Consider the following 25,187-nt stretch of genomic DNA (forward strand, 5'->3'; position numbering starts at 1 on the left):
GTCCCTTCCGTCGTCACTTGGCCGCGGCGGCCGGGGCGTCTTCGCCGAGAAGCTTGCCGTCCGAGGTCTCGAACTGCTTCTTGAAGTCCGCGATGCCGTCCGCGATGGCGGTGAGGGTGTCGTCGGACATCTTGCCGCCCTCCTTGATGGAGGTCATGAGGCCCTGCTCCTTGCGGTGCAGGTACTCGAGCAGCTCCGTCTCGAAGCGGCGGATGTCCGCGACCGGGACCTCGTCCATCTTGCCGGTGGTGGCGGCCCAGACGGAGACGACCTGGTCCTCGGTGGCCATCGGCTGGTACTGCGGCTGCTTGAGCAGCTCGACCAGGCGCTGACCGCGCTCCAGCTGCGACTTCGACGCGGCGTCCAGGTCGGAACCGAAGGCGGCGAACGCCTCCAGCTCGCGGTACTGGGCGAGGTCGAGGCGCAGTCGGCCGGAGACCTGCTTCATCGCCTTGTGCTGCGCGGAACCACCGACTCGGGAGACGGAGATACCAACGTTCAGCGCGGGACGCTGACCGGCGTTGAACAGGTCCGACTCCAGGAAGCACTGGCCGTCGGTGATGGAGATGACGTTGGTCGGGATGAACGCCGAGACGTCGTTGGCCTTCGTCTCGACGATCGGCAGACCGGTCATCGAGCCGGCGCCCAGCTCGTCGGAGAGCTTCGCGCAGCGCTCCAGCAGACGGGAGTGCAGGTAGAAGACGTCACCCGGGTAGGCCTCACGGCCCGGCGGGCGGCGCAGCAGCAGCGACACGGCGCGGTAGGCGTCGGCCTGCTTCGAGAGGTCGTCGAAGATGATGAGGACGTGCTTGCCCTCGTACATCCACTGCTGACCGATGGCCGAACCGGTGTACGGCGCGAGGTACTTGAAGCCGGCCGGGTCGGACGCCGGGGCGGCGACGATGGTCGTGTACTCCAGCGCGCCGGCCTCTTCGAGGGCGCCACGCACGGAGGCGATGGTCGAGCCCTTCTGACCGATGGCGACGTAGACGCAGCGGACCTGCTTCTTCGGGTCGCCCGAGCGCCAGTTGTCACGCTGGTTGATGATCGTGTCGACGGCCAGGGCGGTCTTGCCGGTCTGGCGGTCACCGATGACCAGCTGACGCTGGCCACGGCCGATCGGGGTCATCGCGTCGACGGCCTTGTAGCCCGTCTCCATCGGCTCGTGCACCGACTTGCGCGCCATGACGCCCGGAGCCTGCAGCTCCAGGGCGCGACGACCGCTGGTCTCGATCTCGCCGAGGCCGTCGATCGGGTTGCCGAGCGGGTCGACCACGCGGCCGAGGTAGCCCTCGCCGACGGCCACGGACAGGACCTCGCCGGTACGGGTGACCGGCTGGCCCTCCTCGACGCCGCTGAACTCGCCGAGGATGACGGTACCGATCTCGCGCTCTTCGAGGTTGAGCGCGAGGCCGAGGGTGCCGTCCTCGAACTTCAGCAGTTCGTTGGCCATGGCCGAGGGGAGGCCCTCGACCTTCGCGATGCCGTCGCCGGCAAGGGTGACCGTACCGACCTCCTCGCGCGAGGCCGCGTCCGGCTTGTACGACTGGACAAAGTTCTCCAGCGCGTCCCGGATCTCCTCCGGCCGGATCGTGAGCTCCGCCATCTGGGTTCCCTGCTCTCCTTGTTGGGCCCGAAGTTTCACTTGGGGGGATGGGGACTCCCCCCAGTAAGAGGTGAATCCTCTGCACGGCCCAACCAGGGCCGTAGTCAAGTACGTACTACGAGTATTGAGTTGCTGCGTGCTGCGTGGCTGCCGGCGAGCTAGCTCGCCATGCGGCGGCCGGCGTCCTCGATGCGGTCCGCGATGCTGCCGTTGATGACCTCGTCGCCGACCAGCACCCGGATCCCGCCGAGGACCTCGGGGTCCACGTCGAGGTTAAGGTGCATCTGGCGGCCGTAGAGCTTCGCGAGGGCGGCGCCGAGGCGCTGCTTCTGCGGGTCGCTCAGCGGGACCGCGGAGGTGACGACGGCGACCATGCGGTCCCGGCGGTCGGCGGCGAGCTTGGACAGGGACTCGAGTCCCGCTTCCAGGCTACGTCCCCGCGGCGCGGTCACAAGGCGCGTCACCAGACGCTCGGTGGTGGCGACGGCCCGGCCTCCGAGCAGGCTGCGCAGCAGCTCGCTCTTGGCGCCGGTGGTCGCGGCACGGTCGGTCAGCGCGGCGCGCAGCTCGGTGTTCGAAGAGACGATCCGGCCGAACCGGAACAGCTCGTCCTCGACGTTGTCGAGCGTGCCCGCCTGCTGGGCGGCCGTGAGGTCGGCGAGGTCCGCCAGCTCCTCCAGCGCGTCCACCAGGTCACGCGAACGCGACCAGCGGGAGCGCACCATGCCGGCCACCAGGTCGGTGGTGGGCCCGCCGACCTGGCTGCCGAACAGACGCTGGGCCAGCTCGGCCTTGGACTCTCCGGACTGCGCCGGGTCGGTGAGGACCCGACGCAGCGACACCTCGCGGTGCAGCACCGCGGTGACCGCGGCCAGCTCCTCGGACAGCTTCTTCGCGTCGACGGACGTCGAGTCCGTCAGCGCGTCGAGACGCTCACGTGCGGCGGCGGCAGCCTCGCGACTGGCTCCGTGCACGCTCATCGAGTCGCCTCGGCCTTCTCCTCGAGGTCATCGAGGAAACGGTCGATCACACGGCTCTGCCGGGCGTGGTCCTCCAGGGACTCGCCGACGAGCTTGCCGGCCAGCTCGGTCGCGAGCTTGCCGACGTCCTGGCGGAGCGCGGACGAGGCGGCCTTGCGGTCGGCGTCGAGCTGGGAGTGACCGGTGGCGACGATCTCCTCGCGCTGCCGCTGGCCTTCCGCGCGCATCTCGGCGATGAGCGTGGCGCCCTGCTCCTGCGCCTCCTGGCGCAGTCGCGCGGCCTCGTGCCGGGCCTCGGCGAGCTGTGCCTTGTACTGCTCAAGGACGCTCTGGGCCTCGACCTTCATGGCGTCGGCCTCTTCGATGCCGCCTTCGATCGCCGCGCGACGCTCCTCCAGAACCTTGTTGATGTTCGGAAGCAGCTTCTTCCAGAAGAAGAAGAACACGATGGCGAAGGCGATGGTGCCGACGAGCAGTTCGGGGCCCGGAGGAATGAGCGGGCTCTGCTCCTCCTCGGCGGCGAACCGCACCAGGTTGTCGATCACGTCAGTGCCTTTCGTCGATACGTGTGAGGTAAGGGGTGGTTACTTACCGAACACGAACGGCATAACGATGCCGATGAGGGCGAGCGCCTCACAGAAGGCGAAGCCGAGGATCTGGTTGGCGCGGATCAGGCTGGCGGCTTCGGGCTGACGGGCGAGGGCCTGGGTGCCGTTGCCGAAGATGATGCCGACGCCGACGCCGGGGCCGATGGCGGCAAGGCCGTAGCCGATGGAACCGAGCGAACCGGAGACAGCGGCAAGGGTCTCAGTGGCAGCCATGCTGAATCTTCCTTCTGTTTCATGGACCGGCGGGGGTTGGCCACCGGACGCTTAGGGGCTTGCGGGAGGTGTGCTCAGTGGTGCTCGGCGAGAGCACCCTGAATGTACGAGCAGGCGAGGAGTACGAAGACGTACGCCTGGACCGCCTGCACGAAAAGCTCGAAGAGGATCATGACGATGGTCATCACGAACGAGACACCGGCCGCCGGGACCATCGCGCCGTTCAGCAGGTACCAGGAGGCGACCGTGAACATCACCAGCATCAGGTGGCCGGCGAACATGTTGGCGAACAGTCGGACCGCGTGCGTGAACGGCCTGACCAGCAGGTTCGAGAAGAACTCGATGACCATCACGAGCGGCAGCACCGGGCCGAGCGACTTGTCGTAGCCGGTGACGTTCTTGAAGAAGCCGACGAAGCCGTGCTTCTTGAAGGTCAGCGACACCCAGAGCACATAGACGATGCCGGCCAGCACCATCGGGAACGCGATGATCGACGACACCGGGAACTGTGCCAGCGGGATCACGGACCAGATGTTCATGATCCAGATGAAGAAGAACAGCGAGACCATCAGGGGGACGTACTTCTCCCCCTCCTTCTTGCCGAGCGTCTCGTAGACGATGCCGCGGCGTACGAAGTCGTAGCCGGCCTCGCCGATCATCTGCAGCTTGCCCGGAACCACCTTCGCCTTGCCGAAGGCAAGCGTGAAGAAGGTGATGACCAGGAGCGTGGTGATGAGCGCGAGCAGCATCACCTTGTTGAACTCGAACCCGCCGACCGTCGCGATCGGCTGGAAGAGGAACGAGTGCAGGCCCGGTGCCGGGAAGCCGCAGCCGTTGTCGGACATGATCCGACAGTTCCACTCAAAGGCGAGCTGGGTCTGGTCAGCACTCACCACGGGCTCCTTCGGCGTGACGCATGGGTACGGCAACCTCGTTGTGTCGGCGCGGCATGCAGCCGCGGGTCGGCACTGGACTGGTGAAACGGATGTGGGGGCGGCTTTGGGGCATCAAGCCTCGCGATTGAGCAGGCGTCAGCTCAGATGCCCGCGCCCGCGATGCCGCAGTTGGCACCGGACGATAGCAGGAGAACCCGACTGCCTTTATCCCGGCCCTACCCCTCACGACGCCGACCCGGACTTCTCGGACTTTTCAGTCTTCGACGAGTCCGGATCGATGTAGAAGATCTTGGCTTTCATGTGTGCGCGGGCCTGCGCCGCCATCCACACGACGGTCGACACGACCAGGGCAACCGCGAAGGCCTTCGGGTTGAAGGCGTCGGTGTCCTGGAACAGGCCCACGAAGATCAGCAACAGCAGCAACTGGGCGACATAGAGCATCAGCCCCATGGCCTGGAACAGGTGCGGGAGCGTTTTTGCCGTCCACTGCAACACGTAGAGCCCGATACCCATGAAGAGAATCGCGATGACCGTGCCGACCGCGGCGCCGAGTGCACCCTTGCCACCGGCGACCCCGGCGCTGACGGCGATGACGATCGCGCCGACAGCCGCTGTGGGGACAGCGGTGTGCAGAAGGTTCCGGGCGTCATTGGACGGCATGGCGGCAACTCCGCTTTCGCAGGGGGCGTGGGGTGTCGTCATGGACGAGCGTAGTCCTGGACGGAGAGTGGATACCTCACACCAATGGACCGTCGCACCACGGTCCTTCGGCTCTGTCCTGGGTTCTCGTGAACCGTATCACAAACTATTTGATGAGGTCTTTACCTGGATGGTGTGCTCGGTGTCACACATGAGAGTGAACCTGCGCGTCTGTGCAGAATCGGCGCCGTTTTGTCTGGTATTAGGGCGCTTCGCTCTCTCCGTCTCAAGCAAAGTGTTAGTCAGATTCTTACCTTGCGTCAGCGCGACGACCCGGCCTTACCCCGGTCCAGAAGCCGCGAACGAGAGCTGATCGCCGTCGCCCCGTTGACTCCGGAGACCCCGGCCCGCACGGGCGCGCGGTGTTGGTCCGCAGGCACGGAGGGGTCCGTGGGCTCGGACGGGACGGACGCGGCGGGCGCCGTCGCCTCCACCTCCGCGGTCCGGCCGCGCCGGTAACGCGGCGGCACGAAGCGCTCGGCCCAGCGCGGGGTGCGCGGGGTGAAGCGCGGCAGCAGCAGGAGTACGAGTCCGATCGCGCTCAGTGCCACGACACTGAGGACGATCCACATGGACGCGTTGTTGACCGAGTAGGACAGGGCGCCGAAGCCGATGAGCGCCGACCAGAAGTACATGATCAGGACGGCCCTGCTGTGCGAGTGGCCGACCTCCAGGAGCCGGTGGTGCAGATGCCCCCGGTCTGCCGCGAACGGCGACTGTCCGCGCCAGGTGCGCCGCACGATGGCCAGCACCAGGTCGGCGGCCGGGATCGCGATGATGGTGAGCGGCATCAGCAGCGGGATGTAGACCGGCACCATCTGGTGCACGGTCTCGCGCTCGGACCCGGAGAACAGGTTCATCGCGTCCGGGTCCATCTGCCCGGTGATGGAGATCGCGCCGGCTGCCAGCACCAGGCCGATGAGCATCGACCCGGAGTCGCCCATGAAGATCCGCGCGGGGTGCATGTTGTGCGGCAGGAAGCCGAGGCACATGCCCATCAGGATCACCGCGAACAGGGTGGCCGGGGCGGCGGCCTCGATGCCGTACGAGACCCAGATGCGGTAGGCGTAGAGGAAGAACGCGGCCGACGCGATGCACACCATGCCGGCCGCGAGGCCGTCCAGGCCGTCGACGAAGTTCACCGCGTTGATGGTGATGACGACGAGCGCGACCGTCAGCAGGGTGCCCTGCCACTGGGTCAGCGCGACGTTGCCGACGCCCGGGATCGGCAGCCACAGGATCGTCAGACCCTGCATGACCATCACACCGGCGGCGATCATCTGGCCGCCGAGCTTGATCAGGGCGTCGATCTCGAACTTGTCGTCGAGCACCCCGATCAGCCAGATGAGGGCGGCGCCGGAGAGCAGCGCCCTCGGCTCGTTCGACGTCTCGAAGACCTCGTGGAGGTTGGTGAGGTGGTCGGCGACCAGCAGTCCGGCGCACAGCCCGAAGAACATCGCGATCCCGCCGAGCCGCGGAGTGGGTTCCCGGTGCACGTCACGGGCCCTGATCTCCGGCATCGCTCCGGCCACGATCGCGAACTTCCGTACCGGCCCTGTCAGCAGATACGTCACCGCGGCCGTGATGCAGAGCGTCAGCAGGTATTCACGCACAGGCTTCCCCACAGGTCTCGCTGGCCATCCAGGCCCCACACCCTAGCGAGGGACGCATAAGGTTGGGGACTTCCGGGTAGCGACGATGGTTGCACGCGGGCCTGTGCACGAGGTGACGGTTACCCCTCACAGCCCGGGATACGGCGGAAATCTACCGGCCAGCTCCCGCACCTCTTCACGCGCCCCACCACTCTCCACAGCACCGCGCAGCACGCCCGCGAGCAGCACCGCGACCCGCGCCATCTCTGCCTCTCCCATCCCCTGCGTGGTCAGCGCCGCCGTCCCGAGCCGCAGTCCGCGGGCCTCCCCATGGGGCAACGCACAGCAGTCCAGAACCACTCCCGCGGCGGAAAGCAGCCCCCGCGCGGTACGTCCGTCCACTCCGAGCGGCCCCGGATCGACGGTGATCAGATGGGTGTCGGTCCCCCCGGTCGTGACCACGAACCCCTCGGCGGCCAGCCCCGCCGCCAGCACGCGCGCGTTGGCGACGACTTGATGGGCGTACGCCGTGAAGGCCGGGGTCGAAGCCTCGCCGAAGGCGACGGCCTTGGCGGCGATCGTGTGCATCTGCGCGCCCCCCTGCGTGAACGGGAAAACCGCCCGGTCGACCCGTTCCGCCAGCTCGGCGCCGCACAGCAGCATCCCGCCGCGCGGTCCGCGCAGCACCTTGTGGGTGGTGGCGCAGACGACATCGGCGTACGGCACGGGACTGGGCGCCGCTCCCCCGGCGACGAGCCCGATGGGGTGGGCCGCGTCGGCGATCAGATAGGCGCCCACCTCGTCGGCGATCTCGCGGAAGAGGGCGTAGTCGATGTGCCGCGGGTAGGCGATGGACCCGCAGACGACGGCTTTGGGCCGATGCGCATGGGCAAGCGTCCGCACCTGCTCGTAGTCGATGAGCCCGCTCTCCGCGTCCACGCCGTACGGCACGAAGTCGAACCAGCGCCCGGAGAAGTTGGCGGGCGACCCGTGCGTGAGGTGACCGCCGTAGGGCAGCCCGAGGGCGAGGACGGTGTCACCGGGGCGCAGGAGGGCGGCGTAGGCGGCCAGTACGGCCGAAGACCCCGAGTGGGACTGGACGTTGGCGTGTTCGGCGCCGAACAGCGCCCTGGCGCGCTCCACGGCGACGCGCTCGGCGACGTCGACGATCTCGCAGCCGCCGTGGTGCCGGGCGCCGGGATATCCCTCGGCGTACTTGTTGGCGAGCGGCGAGCCGAGGGCGGCCAGCACGGCGGGCGAGGTGAAGTTCTCGGCGGCGATCAGCTGAAGAGTCGTCGCCTGCCGCTCGGCCTCCCCGAGGATCACCTCGGCAAGCTCGGGGTCCTGCCGACGCAGCACATCGACAGGGGCATCGGCCTCAAGGGCACGGGTGACCGACATGGTGGGCTCCGTACGTCGACGGTGACGTACGTCCAATGTAGGCCGTAGCGCCCCAAAGGGGCGCGGGGAACTGCGCGACCGGCCACGACGGACCCGCAGCCGCAAAACGACACACAGGGGCAGGACAGTGGGCGATCAGGTCTTCGCAGGCACCCCGGTAAGCGCCGTCACCACCGGATCCAGCGCCTGCTGTATCTCGTCCCCGATCGACCGGAAGAACGTCAAAGGCGCCCCGTACGGGTCGTACACCTCGTCCGCCTCCGCCGTAGGCGCCAGCAGCCACCCGCGTAGCGCCGCCGCCGCGCGGACCAGCGCGCGGGCGCGTTCGATCATGCCGTCGTCCAGCGGCGGCAGCGTCGCCGGGTCGATCGCCTTCACCAGGCGGGTGAACTCCTTCAGCGTGAACGTGCGCAGACCCGCCGAGTGCCCCATGGAGATGACCTGCGCGCGATGGTCCCGCGTCGCCGTGAGCACCAGGTCCGCCCGGATCACGTGCTCGTCGAGCAGCTCACGCCCGGTGAACCCGGAGGGGTCCGCACCGAACTCCGCGAGGACCGCCTCCGCGTTGGCCTCCATGGGTGCGCCCTCGTGGCCCCACGTACCGGCGCTCTCCACGATCAGGCCGCCCCACAGCGGGTCGCCGAGCCGGTCCGCCAGGGCATGCCTGGTCAGCCGCTCGGTGATCGGTGAGCGGCATACGTTGCCGGTGCTGACATAAAGGATGCGGAAGGCGTCCCGCGAGGCCCCGTTCCAGTGCTGAGTCCCCGTGACCCCCGTACGCGTGCCTATGCCACGCCCCGCGTCAGGGGCTGTCAATTCGCCACCTCGAGGTCGGGGACCACCTTGCGCAGCTCATCGGCCGACAGCGCGCCCGCGCGCAGCAGGACCGGCACCTTGCCCGTGACGTCGACGATCGACGACGGGACGTTCCCGGGCGTGGGACCGCCGTCGAGGTAGACGGAGACGGAGTCGCCGAGCATCTCCTGGGCGGCGTCACAGTCCTCGGGCGCCGGATGGCCCGTCAGATTCGCCGACGATACGGCCATGGGGCCGACCTCGGTCAGCAGCTCGATGGCGACCGGGTGCAGCGGCATGCGTACGGCGACCGTGCCGCGGGTGTCCCCGAGGTCCCACTGGAGGGACGGCTGGTGCTTGGCGACGAGGGTGAGGGCGCCCGGCCAGAAGGCGTCGACGAGTTCCCAGGCCATCTCGGAGAAGTCCGTGACCAGGCCGTGCAGGGTGTTCGGGGAACCGATGAGAACGGGCGTGGGCATGCCACGGCCGCGGCCCTTGGCCTCCAGCAGGTCGTTGACGGCCTCGGAGGAGAACGCGTCGGCGCCGATGCCGTAGACCGTGTCGGTCGGGAGGACCACCAGCTCGCCGCGGCGGACGGCGGACGCGGCCTCGCGCAGACCGGTCGTGCGGTCGGTCGCGTCGTTGGTGTCGTATCGCCGAGCCATTTAGCGGGCCTCCTCGTACACGTACTGCTGGGGGTAGGAAGTCTGGGTGTCGCTCACGGCATGGCCCTGCGGGCGGTCGCGAAGCGCGGGCGGTTGTTGAGGTCCGGGTGGTCGGCCGCGTCGGCCCAGCCCCGTTCCTCGGTGAAGATCCACGGCACCTGGCCGCCCTGGGTGTCCGCGTGCTCGACGACGACGACGCCGCCGGGGCGCAGCAGACGGTGGGCGGTGCGTTCCAGGCCCCGGATGAGGTCGAGGCCGTCCTCGCCCGAGAACAGGGCGAGTTCGGGATCGTGGTCCCGGGCCTCGGGAGCGACGTACTCCCACTCCGTGAGCGGGATGTAGGGCGGGTTGGAGATGACCAGGTCGACCTGGCCGTCGAGGTCCTGGAAGGCGTCCAGGGCGTTGCCCTGCCGCAGGTCGACCCTGGACCCCTCCATGTTCTTGCGGGTCCACGCCAGGGCGTCCTCGGACAGCTCCACGGCGTGGACGCGGGAGCGCGGGACCTCCTGGGCGAGGGCGAGCGCGATGGCGCCGGAGCCGGTGCACAGGTCGACGATCAGCGGCTCGACGACGTCCATCGCGCGGACGGCGTCTATGGCCCAGCCGACGACCGACTCGGTCTCGGGGCGCGGTACGAACACGCCGGGCCCGACCTGGAGTTCCAGGTACCGGAAGAAGGCCCGCCCGGTGATGTGCTGGAGCGGCTCACGGGCCTCGCGGCGCGCGATGACCTCCCAGTAGCGGGCGTCGAAGTCGGTGTCCTGGACGGTGTGCAGCGTGCCCCGCTTCACGCCGTGCACGAACGCGGCGAGTTCCTCCGCGTCGTTGCGCGGCGAGGGCACGCCGGCGTCGGCCAGCCGCTGGGTGGCCTGGGCCACCTCGGCGAGCAGCAAGCTGCGGGGGCTCGGGGGCCGTCCCCCAATGTTCTGCTGCACGCTGGTCCTCCGGTACTTGTCACTCGTACGGGGCTCGTACGGGGCTTACGCTGCCGCGAGCTTCGCTGCGGAGTCCGCGTCGACACAGGCTTGGATGACGGCGTCGAGGTCGCCGTCGAGGACCTGGTCAAGGTTGTAGGCCTTGAAGCCGACGCGGTGGTCCGAGAGGCGATTCTCCGGGAAGTTGTACGTACGGATCTTCTCGGAGCGGTCGACGGTGCGGACCTGGCTGCGGCGGGCGTCGGCGGCCTCCTTCTCCGCTTCCTCCACGGCTGCCGCGAGGAGCCTGGAGCGCAGGATACGCATCGCCTGCTCCTTGTTCTGCAGCTGGCTCTTCTCGTTCTGGCAGGAAGCGACGACTCCGGTGGGAATGTGCGTGATGCGCACGGCGGAGTCGGTCGTGTTGACGGACTGCCCGCCGGGTCCTGAGGACCGGTACACGTCGATGCGGAGGTCGTTCGGGTTGATCTCGACGTCGACCTCTTCCGCCTCGGGGGTCACGAGGACACCGGCGGCGGAGGTGTGGATACGGCCCTGGGACTCGGTCGCGGGCACCCGCTGTACGCGGTGCACGCCGCCCTCGTACTTCAGCCGGGCCCAGACGCCCTGGCCGGGCTCGGTGGCGCCCTGGCCGCCCTTGGTCTTCACGGCGACCTGGACGTCCTTGTAGCCGCCCAGCTCGGACTCGGTGGCGTCGATGATCTCGGTCTTCCAGCCGACGCGCTCCGCGTACCGCAGATACATCCGCAGGAGGTCACCGGCGAACAGGGCCGACTCGTCGCCGCCCGCGCCCGCCTTGACCTCCAGGATCACGTCCTTGTCGTCGTTGGGGTCCCGGGGAACGAGCAGCAGGCGCAGCTTCTCGGTCAGCTCCTCGCGCTGCTTCTCCAGTTCCTTGACCTCGGCGGCGAAGTCGGGGTCGTCGACGGCGAACTCCTTCGCCGTGCCGATGTCGTCCCCGGTCTGCTTCCAGGAGCGGTAGGTCGCGACGATCGGGGTCAGCTCGGCGTAGCGCTTGTTGAGCTTGCGCGCGTTGGCCTGGTCGGCGTGGACCGACGGGTCGGCGAGCTTCTTCTCCAGGTCGGCGTGCTCGGTGAGCAGATCCTCGACGGCCTCGAACATGGGGGCTCCTGAAAACGTGTGGTGCGTGGGGGAAGGCGGGCGACCAAAAACGCCGGTCCAGGTACGCCCCGGAGGGCGACCGTGGACCGGCGCTGGTGCCTCGCTACTTCTTGGAGCCGGCAGCGGCCTTGCCGAAGCGGGCCTCGAAGCGGGCCACGCGGCCACCGGTGTCGAGGATCTTCTGCTTGCCCGTGTAGAACGGGTGGCACTCGGAGCAGACCTCGGCGCGGATGTTGCCGCTCGTGATCGTGCTGCGGGTGGTGAACGACGCGCCACAGGTGCAGCTGACCTGGGTCTCGACGTACTCGGGGTGGACTTCGCGCTTCAAGGGGTTCTCCTAGGTTCGGGAGGGCGCCGGGTCGCCTCCGCGGGATGCGGGTGCGTGAACCGGGGCCGACGTACCAGTCTGCCAGGACTGGGCGCATCCCCCAAAACCGGGGGTTGCCCTTGAGTATTCCCTGCGGGTGCGTTGTGGCTTGTCGCGCAGTTCCCCGCGCCCCTGAAGGCAGGGGCTTCGCCCACTGCCTTCATCAGCTGACTACGCCTGCCGCGTCGCCCTTTGCCGTGCCCTTTGTTGCGGCTGCCGGGATGGGCTTGTCGGCCTTCAGGGCCTTCCAGACCAACTGAGCCTTGGTCTTGTCGACTATGACCCTGTTGGGGTTCGCCGGGTCGTACTCCACCGGCATCGTGATCATGGTCATGTGGGAGGAGCTGATGCTCTTCAGGCCTGTGGCGAAGGACGTCAGGGAGCGGACCGAGCCCAGGTCGGAGTCGGTGGTGACCGCCTTCGTGGCCGTGTCCGCCAGGTCGAAGAGCTTCTTGGGGTTCGTCAGGACTCCTACGTCCTTGATCTGGTCGACCAGGGCCTTGATGAACGCCTGCTGGAGCTGGATGCGGCCCAGGTCGGAGCCGTCGCCGACGCCGTGGCGGGTGCGGACCAGGCCGAGGGCCTGCTTGCCGTTCAGCTTGTGCGTGCCGGCCTTCAGGTTCAGGTGGCTGTCGGAGTCCTTGATGTCCTTCGTCGTGGTGATCTCCACGCCGCCCAGCTCGTCGACGAGCTTCTGGAAGCCGGTGAAGTCGACCTCGATGTAGTGGTCCATCCGGATCCCGGTGAGCGACTCGACGGTCTTCACCGCGCAGGCGGCGCCCCCCGTGGAGTACGCGGAGTTGAACATCACGCCGGTCGCCGCGTCGCGCGTGACGCCCTTGGCGTCGGTGCACGCGGGCCGGTCGACGATGGTGTCCCGGGGGATGGAGACGACACTGGCCTTCTTGTGACCCTCGTACACGTGGACGATCATCGCGGTGTCCGAGCGGGCGCTGCCGTCGTCCGTGCCGCCGCCGAGCTTCTTGTTGGCGCCGGAGCGGGTGTCGGAGCCCAGGACCAGGATGTCCTCGGAGCCGTTGTCGACGTTGGTGGGGCGGTCGGTGCCGAGGACCTGGTTGATGTCGACGCTCTTGATGTTGCCGTTGAGCTTGAAGTACACGTAACCGAGTCCGGTGCCGCCGAGCACGACGATGGCCGCGGCGATCCAGGCGGTGATGAGCAGCGCCCTGGAGTGCTTGCCTCGGGGCTTGCGGCGGCTGCCCCGCTTCGCCGGCTTCGCTGGATCAAGCGGATTGCTCTCGGCGGACATGTGCTTCCCTCGGTCTCGTCCCGGTCGGTTACCCCCTGCTTTCAGGGCCAGTCATGGTTCCGTCGTACCCGGTCAGTCAGACGGTCATTACGGAAAAAGGGTTGCACAACGAACTGTGCCCTTCGCGTGGTGCGAAGGGCACAGTGTGTGACCGAACGGGCGGGGGTTCTCCGCGGGAAGCTCCTGGAGAACCCCGTTCACCTGCGGGTTAGCTGATGATGTCCCACTGCTTGTAGTCGGTGCCGACGGACTTCGGTGTGCCGAAGATCTCGCTCGTGCCCTTGCCGGTGCCCGGGTAGAGGTACATCACTCCGGCGGGCGTACGGGCCAGGAAGTCGGCCTTTCCGTCGCCGGTCACGTCGCCGGGGGTGACCAGGGTGTTGAAGCCGCTCCAGGTGCGCACCTTGACCCGGGGCACGAAGGCCTGGGAGCCGGTCTTGCCGTTGCCCTTGAGGAGGTAGCCGACTCCGCCGGTCTTGGTGCGGGCCAGCAGGTCGGCCTTGCCGTCGCCGGTGAAGTCGCCGTGGCCGACGATCGAGCTGTACTGGTTCCAGCCGGTGGAGACCTTGGACGGCGACCCGAAGGTGCCGTTGCCGTTGCCCGGGTAGATCCACAGGGCGCCCGCGGAGTCGACCGAGAGGACGTCGGGCTTGTAGTCGCCGGTGACGTCGCCCGGGGTGATGATCCGGGTGCGGGACTTCCAGTTGGCGAAGATCTGCTTCGTGTCCCAGGCCTCGGTGTCGGGCACGTAGTGCATCCAGTAGACGGCGCCGTTGGAGCTGTCGCGGATCACCAGGTCCTGGTAGTCGTCCCGGTTCAGGTCGGTCTGCAGGACGACGTTGACGCCGTCCCAGTTGCCCCAGGGGTCGCTCGGGCCGAAGCTCGTGCCCTTGGAGTCCTTGGAGTAGCCGACCTTGGTGGAGGCGCGGCGCAGCCAGAGGTCGGCCATCTGGTCACCGCTGAGGTTCGCGTCCTCGACGCGCGGGTACACGGCGCCGACGTACGAGGTGACCTTCGAGAAGACGCTGTAGGCGCCCTCCTCGACACAGTCCGTCACACCCCACGAGACGACACCGACGACCTTGCCGGCGACCACGAGCGGACCGCCGGAGTCGCCGTTGCAGGCGGTGGTGGTGCCGGTGTCGCTGCCGGTGGCGGGCGTGCCCGCGCAGACCATGTGGCCCTTGACGAAGTCGCTGCCGTAGGCGCCCGTGCAGGTGGCGTCGGACTGGATGGGCAGCGTGGCCGTCTTCAGCGTCTCGGAGACGTCCTGGGTGGTGGAGCTGGTGCGCCCCCAGCCGTAGACCTTGGCGTTGGTGAGCGCCTTGTAGGAGGCGGTGTCACCGGCCGTCGTCATCCGGATCGGCGCGGCCTTGACGGGGTACGCGAGCGTCAGGACGGCGATGTCGTTGTCGAACGTCGTCGAGCTGTACGACGGGTTGTTCCACTGGCGCCAGACGCCGGAGACGGTCCCGTCCGTGTTCCCGTCGTCGTCCGGAAGGGTCGCGGTACCGGTGACGACGGTGCCGTTGGCCTTCCAGTTGTAGTTCTTGACGCAGTGCGCGGCGGTGAGGATCTTCGTCGGCGCGATGACGGCGCCGCCGCAGAAGAACCCGATGTCGTCGCCGGTCGCGTCCGTGCCCTTGTCGTCGTAGTACCAGAGCTGGGCCATGTACGGCGCCGCCGAGATGGTGGTCGTCGAACCACCGATGATCTTCGCGTCCTTGGTGCCGGCGACGGTGCCGGCGGTCAGCGCCGACTTCTTCGTCGTGACGCCCGGGATGTCGTCTCCGGCGACCGCGCCCGCGATGCGCTGCTCCAGCTCGGCCGTGCTGGGCACCGCGCTGCGGCTCAGGTCGGCGGTGGGCTGCGGCAGGGCGGTGGCGGCGTTCGCGGACGACATCATCAGGGCGCCGGTGACCGCGGCGGCGAGGCCGGCGGCCACGATGGGCACGGCGATCCGTACACGGCGTCTGTGGCGGCCTTCACCGGACAGAGATATACCCACTCAAGTCCCCCCTAGGGATCGTCTGTTCGTTCGGGCACACCACGAGAACCGGCCCGAAGAGCGCGATCGTACACCTGTCCCAAACACCACAAAGGGCCACCCCTGGAACAGGAGGTGGCCCTTTATGGACTGCTTGCCGACCGTTTACCGATCGTCAGTCGTTCCGCTTACCGACCGTCAGTCGTTGCCGTTGCCCGGCGTCGTCTTCTGGATCTGCATCAGGAACTCGGCGTTCGACTTCGTCTGCTTCATCTTGTCGAGGAGCAGCTCGACCGCCTGCTGCTGGTCGAGCGCGTGCAGCACCCGGCGCAGCTTCCAGACGACCCCGAGCTCGTCGGGGGCAAGCAGGATCTCTTCCTTACGGGTACCGGACGCGTCGACGTCCACCGCCGGGAAGATGCGCTTGTCGGCGAGCTTCCGGTCGAGCTTCAGCTCGGCGTTGCCGGTGCCCTTGAACTCCTCGAAGATGACCTCGTCCATGCGGGACCCGGTGTCCACCAGCGCGGTGGCGAGGATGGTCAGCGAGCCGCCGTCCTCGATGTTGCGGGCCGCACCGAAGAAGCGCTTCGGCGGGTACAGGGCGGTCGAGTCGACACCACCGGACAGGATGCGGCCGGAGGCCGGGGCGGCGAGGTTGTACGCACGGCCCAGACGCGTGATCGAGTCGAGCAGGACGACGACGTCGTGGCCCAGTTCCACCAGTCGCTTGGCGCGCTCGATGGCCAGCTCGGCGACCGTGGTGTGGTCTTCGGCCGGGCGGTCGAAGGTCGAGGAGATGACCTCGCCCTTCACCGACCGCTGCATGTCGGTGACCTCTTCCGGACGCTCGTCGACCAGGACGACCATCAGGTGGCACTCGGGGTTGTTGATGGTGATCGCGTTGGCGATCGCCTGCAGGATCATGGTCTTGCCGGTCTTCGGCGGGGCCACGATCAGACCGCGCTGGCCCTTACCGATCGGCGCGACGAGGTCGATGATGCGGGTGGTGAGGATGCCCGGGTCCGTCTCCAGACGGAGGCGGTCCTGCGGGTACAGCGGGGTCAGCTTGTTGAACTCGGGGCGCCCGCGACCGGAGTCGGGGGCCATGCCGTTGGTCGAGTCCAGGCGCACCAGCGCGTTGAACTTCTCGCGGCGCTCCCCTTCCTTCGGCTGACGGACCGCGCCGGTGACGTGGTCGCCCTTGCGCAGGCCGTTCTTGCGGACCTGGGCGAGGGAGACGTACACGTCGTTGGGGCCCGGCAGGTAGCCCGACGTACGGATGAAGGCGTAGTTGTCGAGGATGTCCAGGATGCCCGCGACGGGGATCAGGACGTCGTCGTCGGCGACCTGCGGCTCGTTCGGGCCGAACTCCTCGCGCCCGCGCCGGCCCCGGCGGTCCCGGTAACGGCCACGACGGCCGCGGCGTCCGCCGTCGAAGTCGTCGTCGTCCTGGGGGCCGTTGTCGCGCGGCCCGTTGTCACGCGGCCCGCTGTCGCGCTGGTCGCGCTGCTGGCGGTCCTGGCGCTCGGCACGGTCCTGGCGGCCCGGACGGCCGTCGCTCTGCTGGCCGCCCTGGCCCTGCTGGGTACCGCGCTGCTGGGCACCGCCCTGCTGCTCGTCGCCCTTGCTGCCCCGGCGGTCGCGGTCCCGGCCGCGGTCACCGCGGTCACCGCGCTCCCGGCGGTCGCGGCGGCCCTGGCGGCCGTCGCCGTCACCGGCGTCGGCCTGCGGCTGCGCGACCGGCGTCTCGGCCTTCGGCTCGTTCCTCACCTCGGCGACAACCGTCTCGGGGCTGCCGGCCTCGGCGGTGGCACGACGCCGACCACGCCCGGCCGGGGCGTCGTCGCTGGCGGGCTGACCGGGGATCTCGATCTGCTGCTGCGCCACGGCCTTCTCGGCGGGCGCCTCGACCTGCACGGCCGTCTTCTTCTCCACGGCGGCGGGCGCGGCGTCCTCGCCCGTGCGGGCCTTGGAGGTGGCGCGGCGCTTCGGCTTGGCCTCGGCGGCGTCCCCGGCGGGGGAGGCGGCCTTGGAGGTCCCGCCTCCGGCCTGCGCCTCCTTGATGACCTCGATCAGCTGGCTCTTGCGCATCCGCGCAGTGCCCTTGATGCCGAGGCCGGATGCGACCTGCTGCAGCTCGGCCAGCACCATGCCGTCGAGGCCGGTACCGCGGCGCCGCCGGGAGCCGGCACCCGTGGCAGGCGCGGAGGCGTCCGTGGAGGGCGCGGCAGCGGTCTCCTCGACACGTGCGCCCATCAGATCGGTGGTGTCGCTCACGAAGGGTCCTTCCCTGGAGCGGACGTCGGCCTGTCTGGCACGGCGACCGGTTGTGCTGTCCGGCTGCGGTCCTTCATGAGTGGACCGTGCCGGGGCGGTGGTCCGCCGAAGCGGCGGAAGAGGTTTCTGGTGATGGCGTTTCCCAAAGCCATGACACTGAGTGTCCGTGTCAGGCGGCTTGGTCACACCGGTTCCGGAGCGTGTCCTGAATGCCGCTCAGCGCCTGCACACGACGAATGGAACGCCGCATGAAACACAGAATGGCTTGGGGGGCTCCCGGAAGAATGTCTGTCCCGGACGGGGACACAAAGCACCTCGCCATGGTGGGGTCGGGTGCAGACTTGAGGTTAACACTACCGGATCCAACAAACATTCCCCCTCTCCAAATCCGGCAACCGTATGTAGTTGAATGTCACAGCGTCGAATGCCGCAGCGTTCGCTGTGGCCGCCTGAGCTGCGACCGCGTTCGCTGTGGCCTTCTTCGACGTCGCCCCGTTGATGTCTCCGCCTAACTCTCGCCGGGTGCCGCGAGCGGCATGACACTCGCGCCCCGGGCGTCGAGTCCGAGCCGGTTGGCGGCCCAGCCCTCGCCCGCCAGCCGGGAGACCTTGTCGGCCGTGGCCTCGTCGGCCAGCGCCAGCACCGTGGGCCCGGCGCCGGAGATCACCGCGGGGATGCCGTCGGCCCGCAGCCGCTCCACCAGCGCCGCGCTCTCCGGCATGGCGGGGGCGCGGTAGTCCTGGTGCAGCCGGTCCTCGGTGGCCGGCAGCAGAAGCTCAGGACGCCTGGTCAGCGCCTCGACGAGCAGGGCGGCGCGCCCCGCGTTGGTCGCGGCGTCGACGTGCGGGACGGTGCGCGGCAGGAGACCGCGCGCGGTCTCGGTCAGCACCGGCTTCCCCGGCACGAAAACCACCGGAACGACGGAACGGTGGGGCTCCATCCTGATCGCCCGGGCGGCTCCGGCCTCCATCCAGGAGAGCGTGAACCCGCCGAGCAGACAGGCGGCGACATTGTCGGGGTGCCCCTCGATCTCGGTGGCGAGTTCGAGCAGCGCCTCGTCGTCGAGCCGGTTGTCGCCGCCTATGGTGACGGCCCGCGCGGCGACGATGCCGGCGCAGATGGCGGCCGAGGAGGACCCGAGTCCCCGCCCGTGCGGAATGCGGTTGGCGCACACGATCTCCAGGCCGCGCGGCTGTCCGCCGAGCAGGTCGAAGGCGGTGCGCAGGGACCGTACGAGGAGGTGGTTCTCGTCTCGCGGGAGGGTCTCGCTGCCCTCACCCGCGATGTCGATGTGCAGCCCGGAGTCGGCCACCCGGACGACCACGTCGTCGTACAACCCCAGCGACAGGCCCAGGGCGTCGAAGCCCGGACCGAGATTGGCGCTGGTGGCGGGGACGCGCACCCGGACGGCGGCGGCGCGGAACGCTGGACCGGCCATCGCTCGATGACTCTCCTTGAGCTGCGAGGTTGTCGAAAGTTGTCGAGGTTGTCGAAGACATTCGATACGGCACTGACATACGGCACTGACAGGACGACAACAGGCGGCCGAAGACGACTGAAGCCGATGTAAAACGGCTGAAGACGTACATGAAGACCCTCAGGCCGCTGGGACGACGCGGCGCCGTGCCATGTGCCGGGGCATATGCGGCGGGCGGGTTCACCCCAGCTTATCGAAGGAAGGTTCTGTGGCGACATAGGGCGCACAGGAGGCGCACGATGCGTGTCGCAAGCCCCCTGTGCACCCGCCGTAGGGAGTACGTGGGAGTATCCCGGTTCGGGTGGTCAGTACCCGGTCTACGCGAGTCCCAGTCGCTCGGCGGCGGTCGCGGCGTCCACCGGCACGACGACCGGCTTCGGTGCGCCCTCGGTGGCCCAGCCCGGGTCCTTCAGGCCGTTGCCGGTGACCGTGCAGACGATCGTCTGGCCCGGGTCGACCTTGCCCTGCTCGGCCAGCTTCAGCAGACCGGCGACGGACGCGGCGGACGCCGGCTCGACGAAAACACCCTCCTGCGCGGCCAACAGCCGGTAGGCGCGCAGGATCTCACGGTCCGTCACCTCGTCGATGAGGCCGCCCGAGTCGTCGCGCGCGGCCAGCGCCTGCTTCCAGGAGGCAGGGTTGCCGATCCGGATCGCGGTGGCGAGCGTCGAGGGGTCCTTGACGATCTCGCCGCGCACGATCGGGGCACTGCCGGCCGCCTGGAACCCCCACATGCGCGGGGTGCGCCGGGCGATGCCGTCGGCGGCGTACTCGGTGTAGCCCTTCCAGTACGCGGTGATGTTGCCCGCGTTGCCGACCGGCAGGACATGGATGTCGGGCGCGTCGCCGAGCATGTCGACGATCTCGAAGGCGGCCGTCTTCTGTCCCTCGATACGCACCGGGTTGACCGAATTCACCAGCGCCACAGGGTAGTTGTCGCTCAGTGCCCGGGCGAGGGTGAGGCAGTCGTCAAAGTTGCCGTCGACCTGGAGGATCTTGGCGCCGTGCACGAGCGCCTGCCCCATCTTGCCGAGGGCGATCTTGCCCTGCGGCACGAGAACGGCCGAGACCATCCCCGCGCGCACGGCGTAGGCGGCGGCGGAGGCAGAGGTGTTGCCCGTGGAGGCACAGATAACAGCCTTGGCCCCCTCCTCCTTCGCGCGCGTGATGGCCATGGTCATACCGCGGTCCTTGAAGGACCCGGTCGGGTTGGCGCCCTCCACCTTGAGGTGGACCTCGCAGCCCGTGCGCTCGGAGAGCACCTGCGCGGGGACGAGAGGCGTGCCGCCCTCGCGGAGCGTCACGACCGGCGTGCTGTCGGAGACGGGCAGCCGGTCCCGGTACTCCTCGATGATTCCGCGCCACTGGTGGGTCATTGCTGGTTACTCTCCTTCAACCCGCATGATGCTGGCGACACCCCGCACGGTGTCGAGCTTGCGCAACGCCTCGACGGTTCCGCCCAGGGCGGCGTCGGACGCACGATGGGTGACGACGACGAGGGATGCCTCGCCGTCCTTGCCCGTCTGCCGAACCGTATCGATGGAAACCCCGTGCTCGGCGAACACGGTGGCCACCTGGGCGAGAACACCCGGTTTGTCGGCGACGTCGAGGCTGATGTGGTAGCGCGTGACGACATCGCCCATGCCCGACACGGGCAGCGCGGCGTACGCCGACTCGCCCGGCCCGGTCGTCCCGCTGAGCCGGTTGCGGCACACGGCGACGAGGTCGCCGAGCACGGCGGACGCGGTCGGCGCACCGCCGGCACCGGGCCCGTAGAACATCAGCTGTCCGGAGGCGTCCGACTCGACGAACACGGCGTTGTACGCACCGCGCACGGAGGCCAGCGGGTGCGTCAGCGGAATCATGGCCGGATGCACACGCGCGGTGACGGACTGGCCGTCCCCGGCCCGCTCGCAGATGGCGAGCAGCTTGATGGTGCAGCCCATGTTCCTGGCGGAGGCGAAGTCGGAGGCGGTGACCTCGGTCATGCCCTCGCGGTAGACGTCGTCCAGCCGCACGCGCGTGTGGAAGGCGATTCCGGCGAGGATGGCGGCCTTGGCGGCGGCGTCGAACCCCTCGACATCGGCGGTGGGGTCGGCCTCGGCGTACCCCAGGGCGGTGGCCTCGTCGAGGGCTTCCTGATACCCCGCCCCAGTGGAATCCATCTTGTCGAGGATGAAGTTAGTAGTGCCATTGACGATCCCGAGCACGCGATTCACCTTGTCCCCGGCGAGGGACTCGCGCAGCGGCCGGATCAGCGGGATGGCACCGGCGACGGCGGCCTCGTAGTACAGGTCGGCGTCGTGGTCCTCGGCGGCGGCGTGCAGGGCGGCGCCGTCCTGGGCGAGGAGGGCCTTGTTGGCGGAGACGACCGACGCCCCGTACTCGAAGGCGGTGGTGATGAGGGCGCGCGCGGGCTCGATACCCCCGATGACCTCGACGACGACGTCGATGTCACCGCGTTTGACGAGGGCGGTGGCGTCGGTGGTGACGAGGGCGGGGTCGATGCCTTCACGCACCTTGGAGGGCCGCCGCACGGCAACACCGGCAAGCTCGACAGGAGCGCCGATGCGCGCGGCGAGATCGTCGGCGTGCGTCGTCATGATGCGCGCCACCTCTGAGCCGACAACCCCACAGCCCAGCAGCGCCACCTTCAGCGGACGCGTACGCATCATCCGACCTCGTTTCCTCATACCGTCTAGGTTCGACAAGTCTCACTCACCGGACTGAAGTTTCTATCCATCGTCCGGATCGTGAGATGTTTATTTCGTTTTCCGAGCGGCGGAAGACAGGAGATCTTCCGCCGCGCGATGTGTGGCGGGCTGTCGCCGCCTTATCCCACGTCGAGACGCAGAAGATCCTCCTCGGTCTCCCGTCGAACAATCACACGAGCCTCCCCGCTACGCACGGCGACAACGGGCGGCCGAAGGGCGTGGTTGTAGTTGCTGGCCATGGACCGGCAGTACGCACCGGTCGCCGGCACCGCGATGAGGTCACCCGGTGCCAGGTCGGCGGGCAGGAAGGCGTCCTTGACGACGATGTCCCCGCTCTCGCAGTGCTTGCCGACGACCCGCACGAGCATGGGCGCGGCCTCGGAGGTCCGGGAGACAAGAGCGACGCTGTACTCGGCGTCGTACAGCGCGGTCCGGATGTTGTCGGACATCCCGCCGTCGACGGAGACGTAGGTGCGCAGGTTTTCGAGCGGCTTGATGGTGCCGACCTCGTAGAGGGTGAAGGCGGTGGGCCCGACGATGGCACGCCCGGGTTCGACGGAGATACGAGGGGTGCTGAGCCTGGCGGCTTCACACTCCCGGCTGACGATCTCTGTCAGAGCCTTGGCGATCTCGTGGGGCTCACGGGGGTCGTCGTCGCTGGTGTAGGCGATCCCGAGCCCACCCCCAAGATCAATCTCGGGCAGCTCGACCCCGTGCTCGTCACGAATGTCCTTGAGCAGCCCGACAACGCGATGCGCGGCGACCTCGAACCCGGACATGTCGAAAATCTGCGACCCGATGTGGCTGTGAATACCGATCAACTCAAGCCCATCGAGCTGAAGGGCCCGCCGCACGGCCTCGGCGGCCTGCCCACCGGCAAGCGGAATCCCGAACTTCTGGTCTTCGTGTGCGGTGGCGATGAACTCGTGGGTGTGCGCCTCGACCCCCACGGTGATACGGATCTGCACGCGCTGCCGCTTACCGAGGGACTGCGCGACATGCGCGACCCGGACGATCTCCTGGAAGGAGTCGAGCACGATCCGCCCGACACCGGCACGAATGGCGGTCTCGATCTCGTCGACGGACTTGTTGTTGCCGTGGAAGGCGATGCGATCGGCGGGCATACCGGCGGAGAGAGCGGTGGTCAGCTCACCTCCCGAGCAAACATCAAGGTTGAGCCCTTCGTCATGCAACCACCGCACAACAGCACGCGAGAGGAACGCCTTACCGGCGTAGAAGACGTCGGCGTCGGCTCCGAAGGCGGTACGCCAGGCGCGGGCACGCTCGCGGAAGTCGGTCTCGTCGAGGAAATAGGCCGGGGTACCGAACTCCTCGGCAAGCGTCGTGACCTCGACCCCTCCCACAGTGACGACACCGTCGGGGGTACGGGTGACGGTGGACGCCCAGACCTTCGGGTCCAGGGCGTTGAGGTCGGCGGGCGGCGCGGAGGGGTGCCCCTCGGGCAGCACATCGGCGTGACGGGGCCCGGCGGGATGTGCGGAACGGCTCATGGCTGTGCGGCTTCCTCAGAGGTGTCAAGACATGTCAGAGGTATGGCAAGAGGCATGTCAAAGGTATTCGGGTGCGTCGATGCCGAGCAGGGACAAGCCGCCGGCCAGCACCGTCCCGGCGGCTTCGGCGAGCGCGAGCCGGGCCCGGTGGGCGGCCGAGGGTTTCTCGTCGCCGAGCGGCAGCACGGTGGGCAAGAAGGCGAGCGTGGCATCGGCAACGGTGACGAGATGCCGGGCGAGCCGGTCCGGGGCGCGGTGGGTGGCGGCGCCGAGGAGGAGACGGGGGTGGTCGGCGAGGGGGGTGAGGAGAGCAGGGGGGGCTGCCGGGGGGGCTGCCGGTAGGTCGGTGAGGTCACCGGGGTACGCGGGGACGCCGAGGTCGGCGGCGTTGCGGCCGAGGAGCTGGGGCGGTACGGAGGTGAGGTCACCCGGGTGCACGGTGAAGCCGAGGTCGGCGGCATTGCGGCCGAGGGCGCGGGTACGGGCGTAGGCGTACCGCACCCGGAAGAGGGGGTTGCTCTCCCGCTGGACCAGGTGCTCGGCGCCGATACGGGGCCGGTCGTGGGGCGCGGGGTGGAGGAGGGCCCAGCGGGCGGCGTCGGGGCCGAGGGGGGTGGGGTCGCGGGGGGCTGGGGGGAGGGTGCGGAGGTCGAGGACGTCGACGTCGACGTCATGAGCGGCGCTCTGTTCACCGGTGCCACGATGGATGTGCACCCGGCCGCCTTGGGTGGCGACGATGCGTACGACGGCGTCGGCGATGACATCAGCGCGGGCCTCGTACGCGCCGGGCAGGCGCACGCCGAGCACCTGCCCGGCGAGAGCGTCACTGTGCCCGTACCGCAGACCCTGGCTGAGAATCTCGCGTACGAGGGCGGCGGGGGCTGCGCTGTCGAGGCTGATGTTGAGGAACCCGGGCCCGGTGATCTCGACGTCGCGGACACCGGGGGCGACGCTGATCCGCTCGCGCAGCACTTCGGCGACGTAGCGGGGGGTGCGTCCGGCGGGCCGGGCCAGCTGCAGCGCGATGTTCGTGGCGTAGTCCCCGGTGCCACCGGGCCCGGGCGCGGAAACGACGGCGCGTGCGGGGACGGCGACACTCAGCTTTCCCTCGTCGACAGCACGACGCACCGCGCACAGCACGGTACGGGACAGCTCGACGGGGGTCACGGGACAAGGGTATGGGAGGAGGGGGGGTGGGGGTGCGACTGGGTTTGGGGGGTCCGGTATGTGGACGGGAGAGGCGAGAGGCAGCCAGGGGTGCGGGAGAGAGCGGAGGAGGAGAGAGAAGGGGAGGAGGGAAAGAGGGGCAGGGGAAGGAGAGGGGGGAGAGAGAAGGGACCGGCGGAACAACTGTGCCCGGGTCAGCCGCTGGCGCCCCAGCCGGCGCGCTCGGCTTCGTTGGGGGCGCCGAGGGGTGGCGTGAGGGCGCTCTCAAGGGAGGCGCTGTCCCGACCCCGCTCGGCCAACTGCCGTACGAGACCGATGAGTTCGGCGGGATCGAAGGGCTTGGCAAGAAACGCGTCGACGCCGACTTCAAGCCCGGCCTCGACCTCGTACTGCGAACAGGCGCTGATGATGGCGAGGGGCAGGTCGCGGGTACGGGGGTCCGCGCGCAGGCGGGCGGCGGTGCGCAGACCGTCGAGCCGGGGCATCGCGACGTCAAGGGTGACGACATCGGGGCGCACCTGATGAACGACTTCCAGACACTCGGCACCGTCAGCAGCGGTCACGACCTCGAAACCCTCCAGTTCGAGGTTGACCCTGATCAGCTGCCGGATCACCTTGTTGTCGTCCACAACAAGCACCCGGCCGGACACGCCCGGCACAAGTCGAGGGTAGGTCGAGACCGGCCACCGCGTCCGGCTTTTCCCCACTTCCACGCCCGCGAACGGGCGCCTGCCCCGTCCCCCGGGACCCTCAAAACCCGTTCCTGATCACCCCGAACGAGCTGGTAGTGTTCTACCCGTCACCGCGCAACGCGCCAGACACGCCCCCGTAGCTCAGGGGATAGAGCAACGGCCTCCGGAGCCGTGTGCGCAGGTTCGAATCCTGCCGGGGGCACCTTGTATTGG

General features: G+C 68.8%; 22 protein-coding genes and 1 tRNA gene. 1 reads left to right on the plus strand and 22 read right to left on the minus strand.

The genetic code is table 11. The features are described 5' to 3' along the window. Window positions 1–13: 13 nt before the first annotated feature. The 22 genes from atpA to ACWDR4_RS10005 form a co-directional block, all read right to left on the minus strand. Window positions 14–1,606, minus strand: coding sequence for a F0F1 ATP synthase subunit alpha (gene atpA, locus ACWDR4_RS09900; protein ID WP_369033105.1), 1,593 nt, complete (start codon window positions 1,604–1,606; stop codon window positions 14–16). Between the two features lie 158 nt (window positions 1,607–1,764). After that, a complete protein-coding gene (locus ACWDR4_RS09905) occupies window positions 1,765–2,580 on the minus strand; it encodes a F0F1 ATP synthase subunit delta (RefSeq protein ID WP_450406628.1) in 816 nt (271 codons plus the stop codon). A gap of 2 nt (window positions 2,581–2,582) precedes the next feature. Further along, complete coding sequence (locus tag ACWDR4_RS09910) at window positions 2,583–3,131, minus strand: F0F1 ATP synthase subunit B (protein ID WP_450406254.1); 549 nt, start codon at window positions 3,129–3,131, stop codon at window positions 2,583–2,585. Between the two features lie 39 nt (window positions 3,132–3,170). Next, entirely contained in the window at window positions 3,171–3,407 is a 237-nt protein-coding gene (locus tag ACWDR4_RS09915; protein WP_450406256.1) for a F0F1 ATP synthase subunit C, read from the minus strand. A gap of 74 nt (window positions 3,408–3,481) precedes the next feature. Next, window positions 3,482–4,252 (minus strand): F0F1 ATP synthase subunit A, encoded by a 771-nt coding sequence (gene atpB / locus ACWDR4_RS09920; protein ID WP_450406631.1) that lies wholly within the window; start codon window positions 4,250–4,252, stop codon window positions 3,482–3,484. A gap of 273 nt (window positions 4,253–4,525) precedes the next feature. Beyond that, window positions 4,526–4,963, minus strand: coding sequence for a hypothetical protein (locus ACWDR4_RS09925; protein ID WP_450406634.1), 438 nt, complete (start codon window positions 4,961–4,963; stop codon window positions 4,526–4,528). 299 nt (window positions 4,964–5,262) lie between these two features. Beyond that, entirely contained in the window at window positions 5,263–6,615 is a 1,353-nt protein-coding gene (locus ACWDR4_RS09930) for an MraY family glycosyltransferase (RefSeq protein WP_450406259.1), read from the minus strand. Between the two features lie 126 nt (window positions 6,616–6,741). Beyond that, entirely contained in the window at window positions 6,742–7,995 is a 1,254-nt protein-coding gene (locus ACWDR4_RS09935; protein WP_450406262.1) for a serine hydroxymethyltransferase, read from the minus strand. Between the two features lie 135 nt (window positions 7,996–8,130). Then, complete coding sequence (locus ACWDR4_RS09940; RefSeq protein WP_450406264.1) at window positions 8,131–8,811, minus strand: arsenate reductase/protein-tyrosine-phosphatase family protein; 681 nt, start codon at window positions 8,809–8,811, stop codon at window positions 8,131–8,133. Further along, window positions 8,808–9,455 (minus strand): L-threonylcarbamoyladenylate synthase, encoded by a 648-nt coding sequence (locus ACWDR4_RS09945; protein ID WP_369033110.1) that lies wholly within the window; start codon window positions 9,453–9,455, stop codon window positions 8,808–8,810. Before ACWDR4_RS09945 ends, ACWDR4_RS09940 begins: the two co-directional genes overlap by 4 nt. A 53-nt stretch (window positions 9,456–9,508) precedes the next feature. After that, window positions 9,509–10,348, minus strand: a complete 840-nt coding sequence (gene prmC / locus ACWDR4_RS09950) for a peptide chain release factor N(5)-glutamine methyltransferase (RefSeq protein ID WP_450406637.1) — start codon at window positions 10,346–10,348, stop codon at window positions 9,509–9,511. Window positions 10,349–10,435: 87 nt separating this feature from the next. Next, window positions 10,436–11,512: a peptide chain release factor 1 gene (gene prfA / locus ACWDR4_RS09955; RefSeq protein ID WP_450406267.1), complete on the minus strand. Its 1,077-nt coding sequence runs from the start codon at window positions 11,510–11,512 to the stop codon at window positions 10,436–10,438. Window positions 11,513–11,615: 103 nt separating this feature from the next. Continuing rightward, complete coding sequence (gene rpmE / locus ACWDR4_RS09960) at window positions 11,616–11,840, minus strand: 50S ribosomal protein L31 (RefSeq protein WP_006381676.1); 225 nt, start codon at window positions 11,838–11,840, stop codon at window positions 11,616–11,618. A gap of 202 nt (window positions 11,841–12,042) precedes the next feature. Next, a complete protein-coding gene (locus ACWDR4_RS09965) occupies window positions 12,043–13,149 on the minus strand; it encodes an LCP family protein (RefSeq protein WP_450406270.1) in 1,107 nt (368 codons plus the stop codon). A 208-nt stretch (window positions 13,150–13,357) separates the two neighbouring features. Further along, complete coding sequence (locus tag ACWDR4_RS09970; RefSeq protein ID WP_450406640.1) at window positions 13,358–15,055, minus strand: trypsin-like serine protease; 1,698 nt, start codon at window positions 15,053–15,055, stop codon at window positions 13,358–13,360. Between the two features lie 279 nt (window positions 15,056–15,334). Then, window positions 15,335–17,413 carry a transcription termination factor Rho gene (gene rho, locus ACWDR4_RS09975; RefSeq protein WP_450406272.1) on the minus strand — a complete coding sequence of 693 codons (2,079 nt, stop codon included), beginning with the start codon at window positions 17,411–17,413 and terminating at the stop codon, window positions 15,335–15,337. A gap of 508 nt (window positions 17,414–17,921) precedes the next feature. Then, a complete protein-coding gene (gene thrB, locus ACWDR4_RS09980) occupies window positions 17,922–18,851 on the minus strand; it encodes a homoserine kinase (RefSeq protein ID WP_450406274.1) in 930 nt (309 codons plus the stop codon). A 356-nt stretch (window positions 18,852–19,207) separates the two neighbouring features. Beyond that, window positions 19,208–20,266 carry a threonine synthase gene (thrC, locus tag ACWDR4_RS09985; protein ID WP_450406276.1) on the minus strand — a complete coding sequence of 353 codons (1,059 nt, stop codon included), beginning with the start codon at window positions 20,264–20,266 and terminating at the stop codon, window positions 19,208–19,210. A 6-nt stretch (window positions 20,267–20,272) separates the two neighbouring features. Continuing rightward, window positions 20,273–21,565: a homoserine dehydrogenase gene (locus ACWDR4_RS09990; RefSeq protein ID WP_450406279.1), complete on the minus strand. Its 1,293-nt coding sequence runs from the start codon at window positions 21,563–21,565 to the stop codon at window positions 20,273–20,275. Between the two features lie 158 nt (window positions 21,566–21,723). Beyond that, window positions 21,724–23,115 carry a diaminopimelate decarboxylase gene (lysA, locus tag ACWDR4_RS09995; protein WP_450406280.1) on the minus strand — a complete coding sequence of 464 codons (1,392 nt, stop codon included), beginning with the start codon at window positions 23,113–23,115 and terminating at the stop codon, window positions 21,724–21,726. Between the two features lie 57 nt (window positions 23,116–23,172). Next, the gene (nrtL, locus tag ACWDR4_RS10000) at window positions 23,173–24,282 is read right to left on the minus strand and encodes an ArgS-related anticodon-binding protein NrtL (protein ID WP_450406283.1); all 1,110 of its coding nucleotides are present in this window, start codon (window positions 24,280–24,282) and stop codon (window positions 23,173–23,175) included. A gap of 194 nt (window positions 24,283–24,476) precedes the next feature. Further along, window positions 24,477–24,989, minus strand: coding sequence for a response regulator (locus tag ACWDR4_RS10005; protein ID WP_450406642.1), 513 nt, complete (start codon window positions 24,987–24,989; stop codon window positions 24,477–24,479). A gap of 115 nt (window positions 24,990–25,104) precedes the next feature. On the opposite strand from ACWDR4_RS10005, the gene ACWDR4_RS10010 reads away from it, so the two are divergent. Beyond that, window positions 25,105–25,176: transfer RNA gene (locus ACWDR4_RS10010), tRNA-Arg, on the plus strand. Window positions 25,177–25,187 lie beyond the last annotated feature (11 nt).

The organism is Streptomyces sp. NPDC000878 (assembly GCF_053599695.1).

Coding starts and splice junctions, on each gene's coding strand:
- atpB (WP_450406631.1), bottom strand. CDS start 4,252: ATGTCCGACAACGGCTGCGGCTTCCCGGCACCGGGCCTGCACTCGTTC.
- atpA (WP_369033105.1), bottom strand. CDS start 1,606: ATGGCGGAGCTCACGATCCGGCCGGAGGAGATCCGGGACGCGCTGGAG.
- prfA (WP_450406267.1), bottom strand. CDS start 11,512: ATGTTCGAGGCCGTCGAGGATCTGCTCACCGAGCACGCCGACCTGGAG.
- ACWDR4_RS09970 (WP_450406640.1), bottom strand. CDS start 15,055: ATGATGTCGTCCGCGAACGCCGCCACCGCCCTGCCGCAGCCCACCGCC.
- thrB (WP_450406274.1), bottom strand. CDS start 18,851: ATGGCCGGTCCAGCGTTCCGCGCCGCCGCCGTCCGGGTGCGCGTCCCC.
- ACWDR4_RS09915 (WP_450406256.1), bottom strand. CDS start 3,407: ATGGCTGCCACTGAGACCCTTGCCGCTGTCTCCGGTTCGCTCGGTTCC.
- lysA (WP_450406280.1), bottom strand. CDS start 23,115: ATGAGCCGTTCCGCACATCCCGCCGGGCCCCGTCACGCCGATGTGCTG.
- ACWDR4_RS09945 (WP_369033110.1), bottom strand. CDS start 9,455: ATGGCTCGGCGATACGACACCAACGACGCGACCGACCGCACGACCGGT.
- ACWDR4_RS09965 (WP_450406270.1), bottom strand. CDS start 13,149: ATGTCCGCCGAGAGCAATCCGCTTGATCCAGCGAAGCCGGCGAAGCGG.
- ACWDR4_RS09925 (WP_450406634.1), bottom strand. CDS start 4,963: ATGCCGTCCAATGACGCCCGGAACCTTCTGCACACCGCTGTCCCCACA.
- thrC (WP_450406276.1), bottom strand. CDS start 20,266: ATGACCCACCAGTGGCGCGGAATCATCGAGGAGTACCGGGACCGGCTG.
- ACWDR4_RS09990 (WP_450406279.1), bottom strand. CDS start 21,565: ATGATGCGTACGCGTCCGCTGAAGGTGGCGCTGCTGGGCTGTGGGGTT.
- ACWDR4_RS09935 (WP_450406262.1), bottom strand. CDS start 7,995: ATGTCGGTCACCCGTGCCCTTGAGGCCGATGCCCCTGTCGATGTGCTG.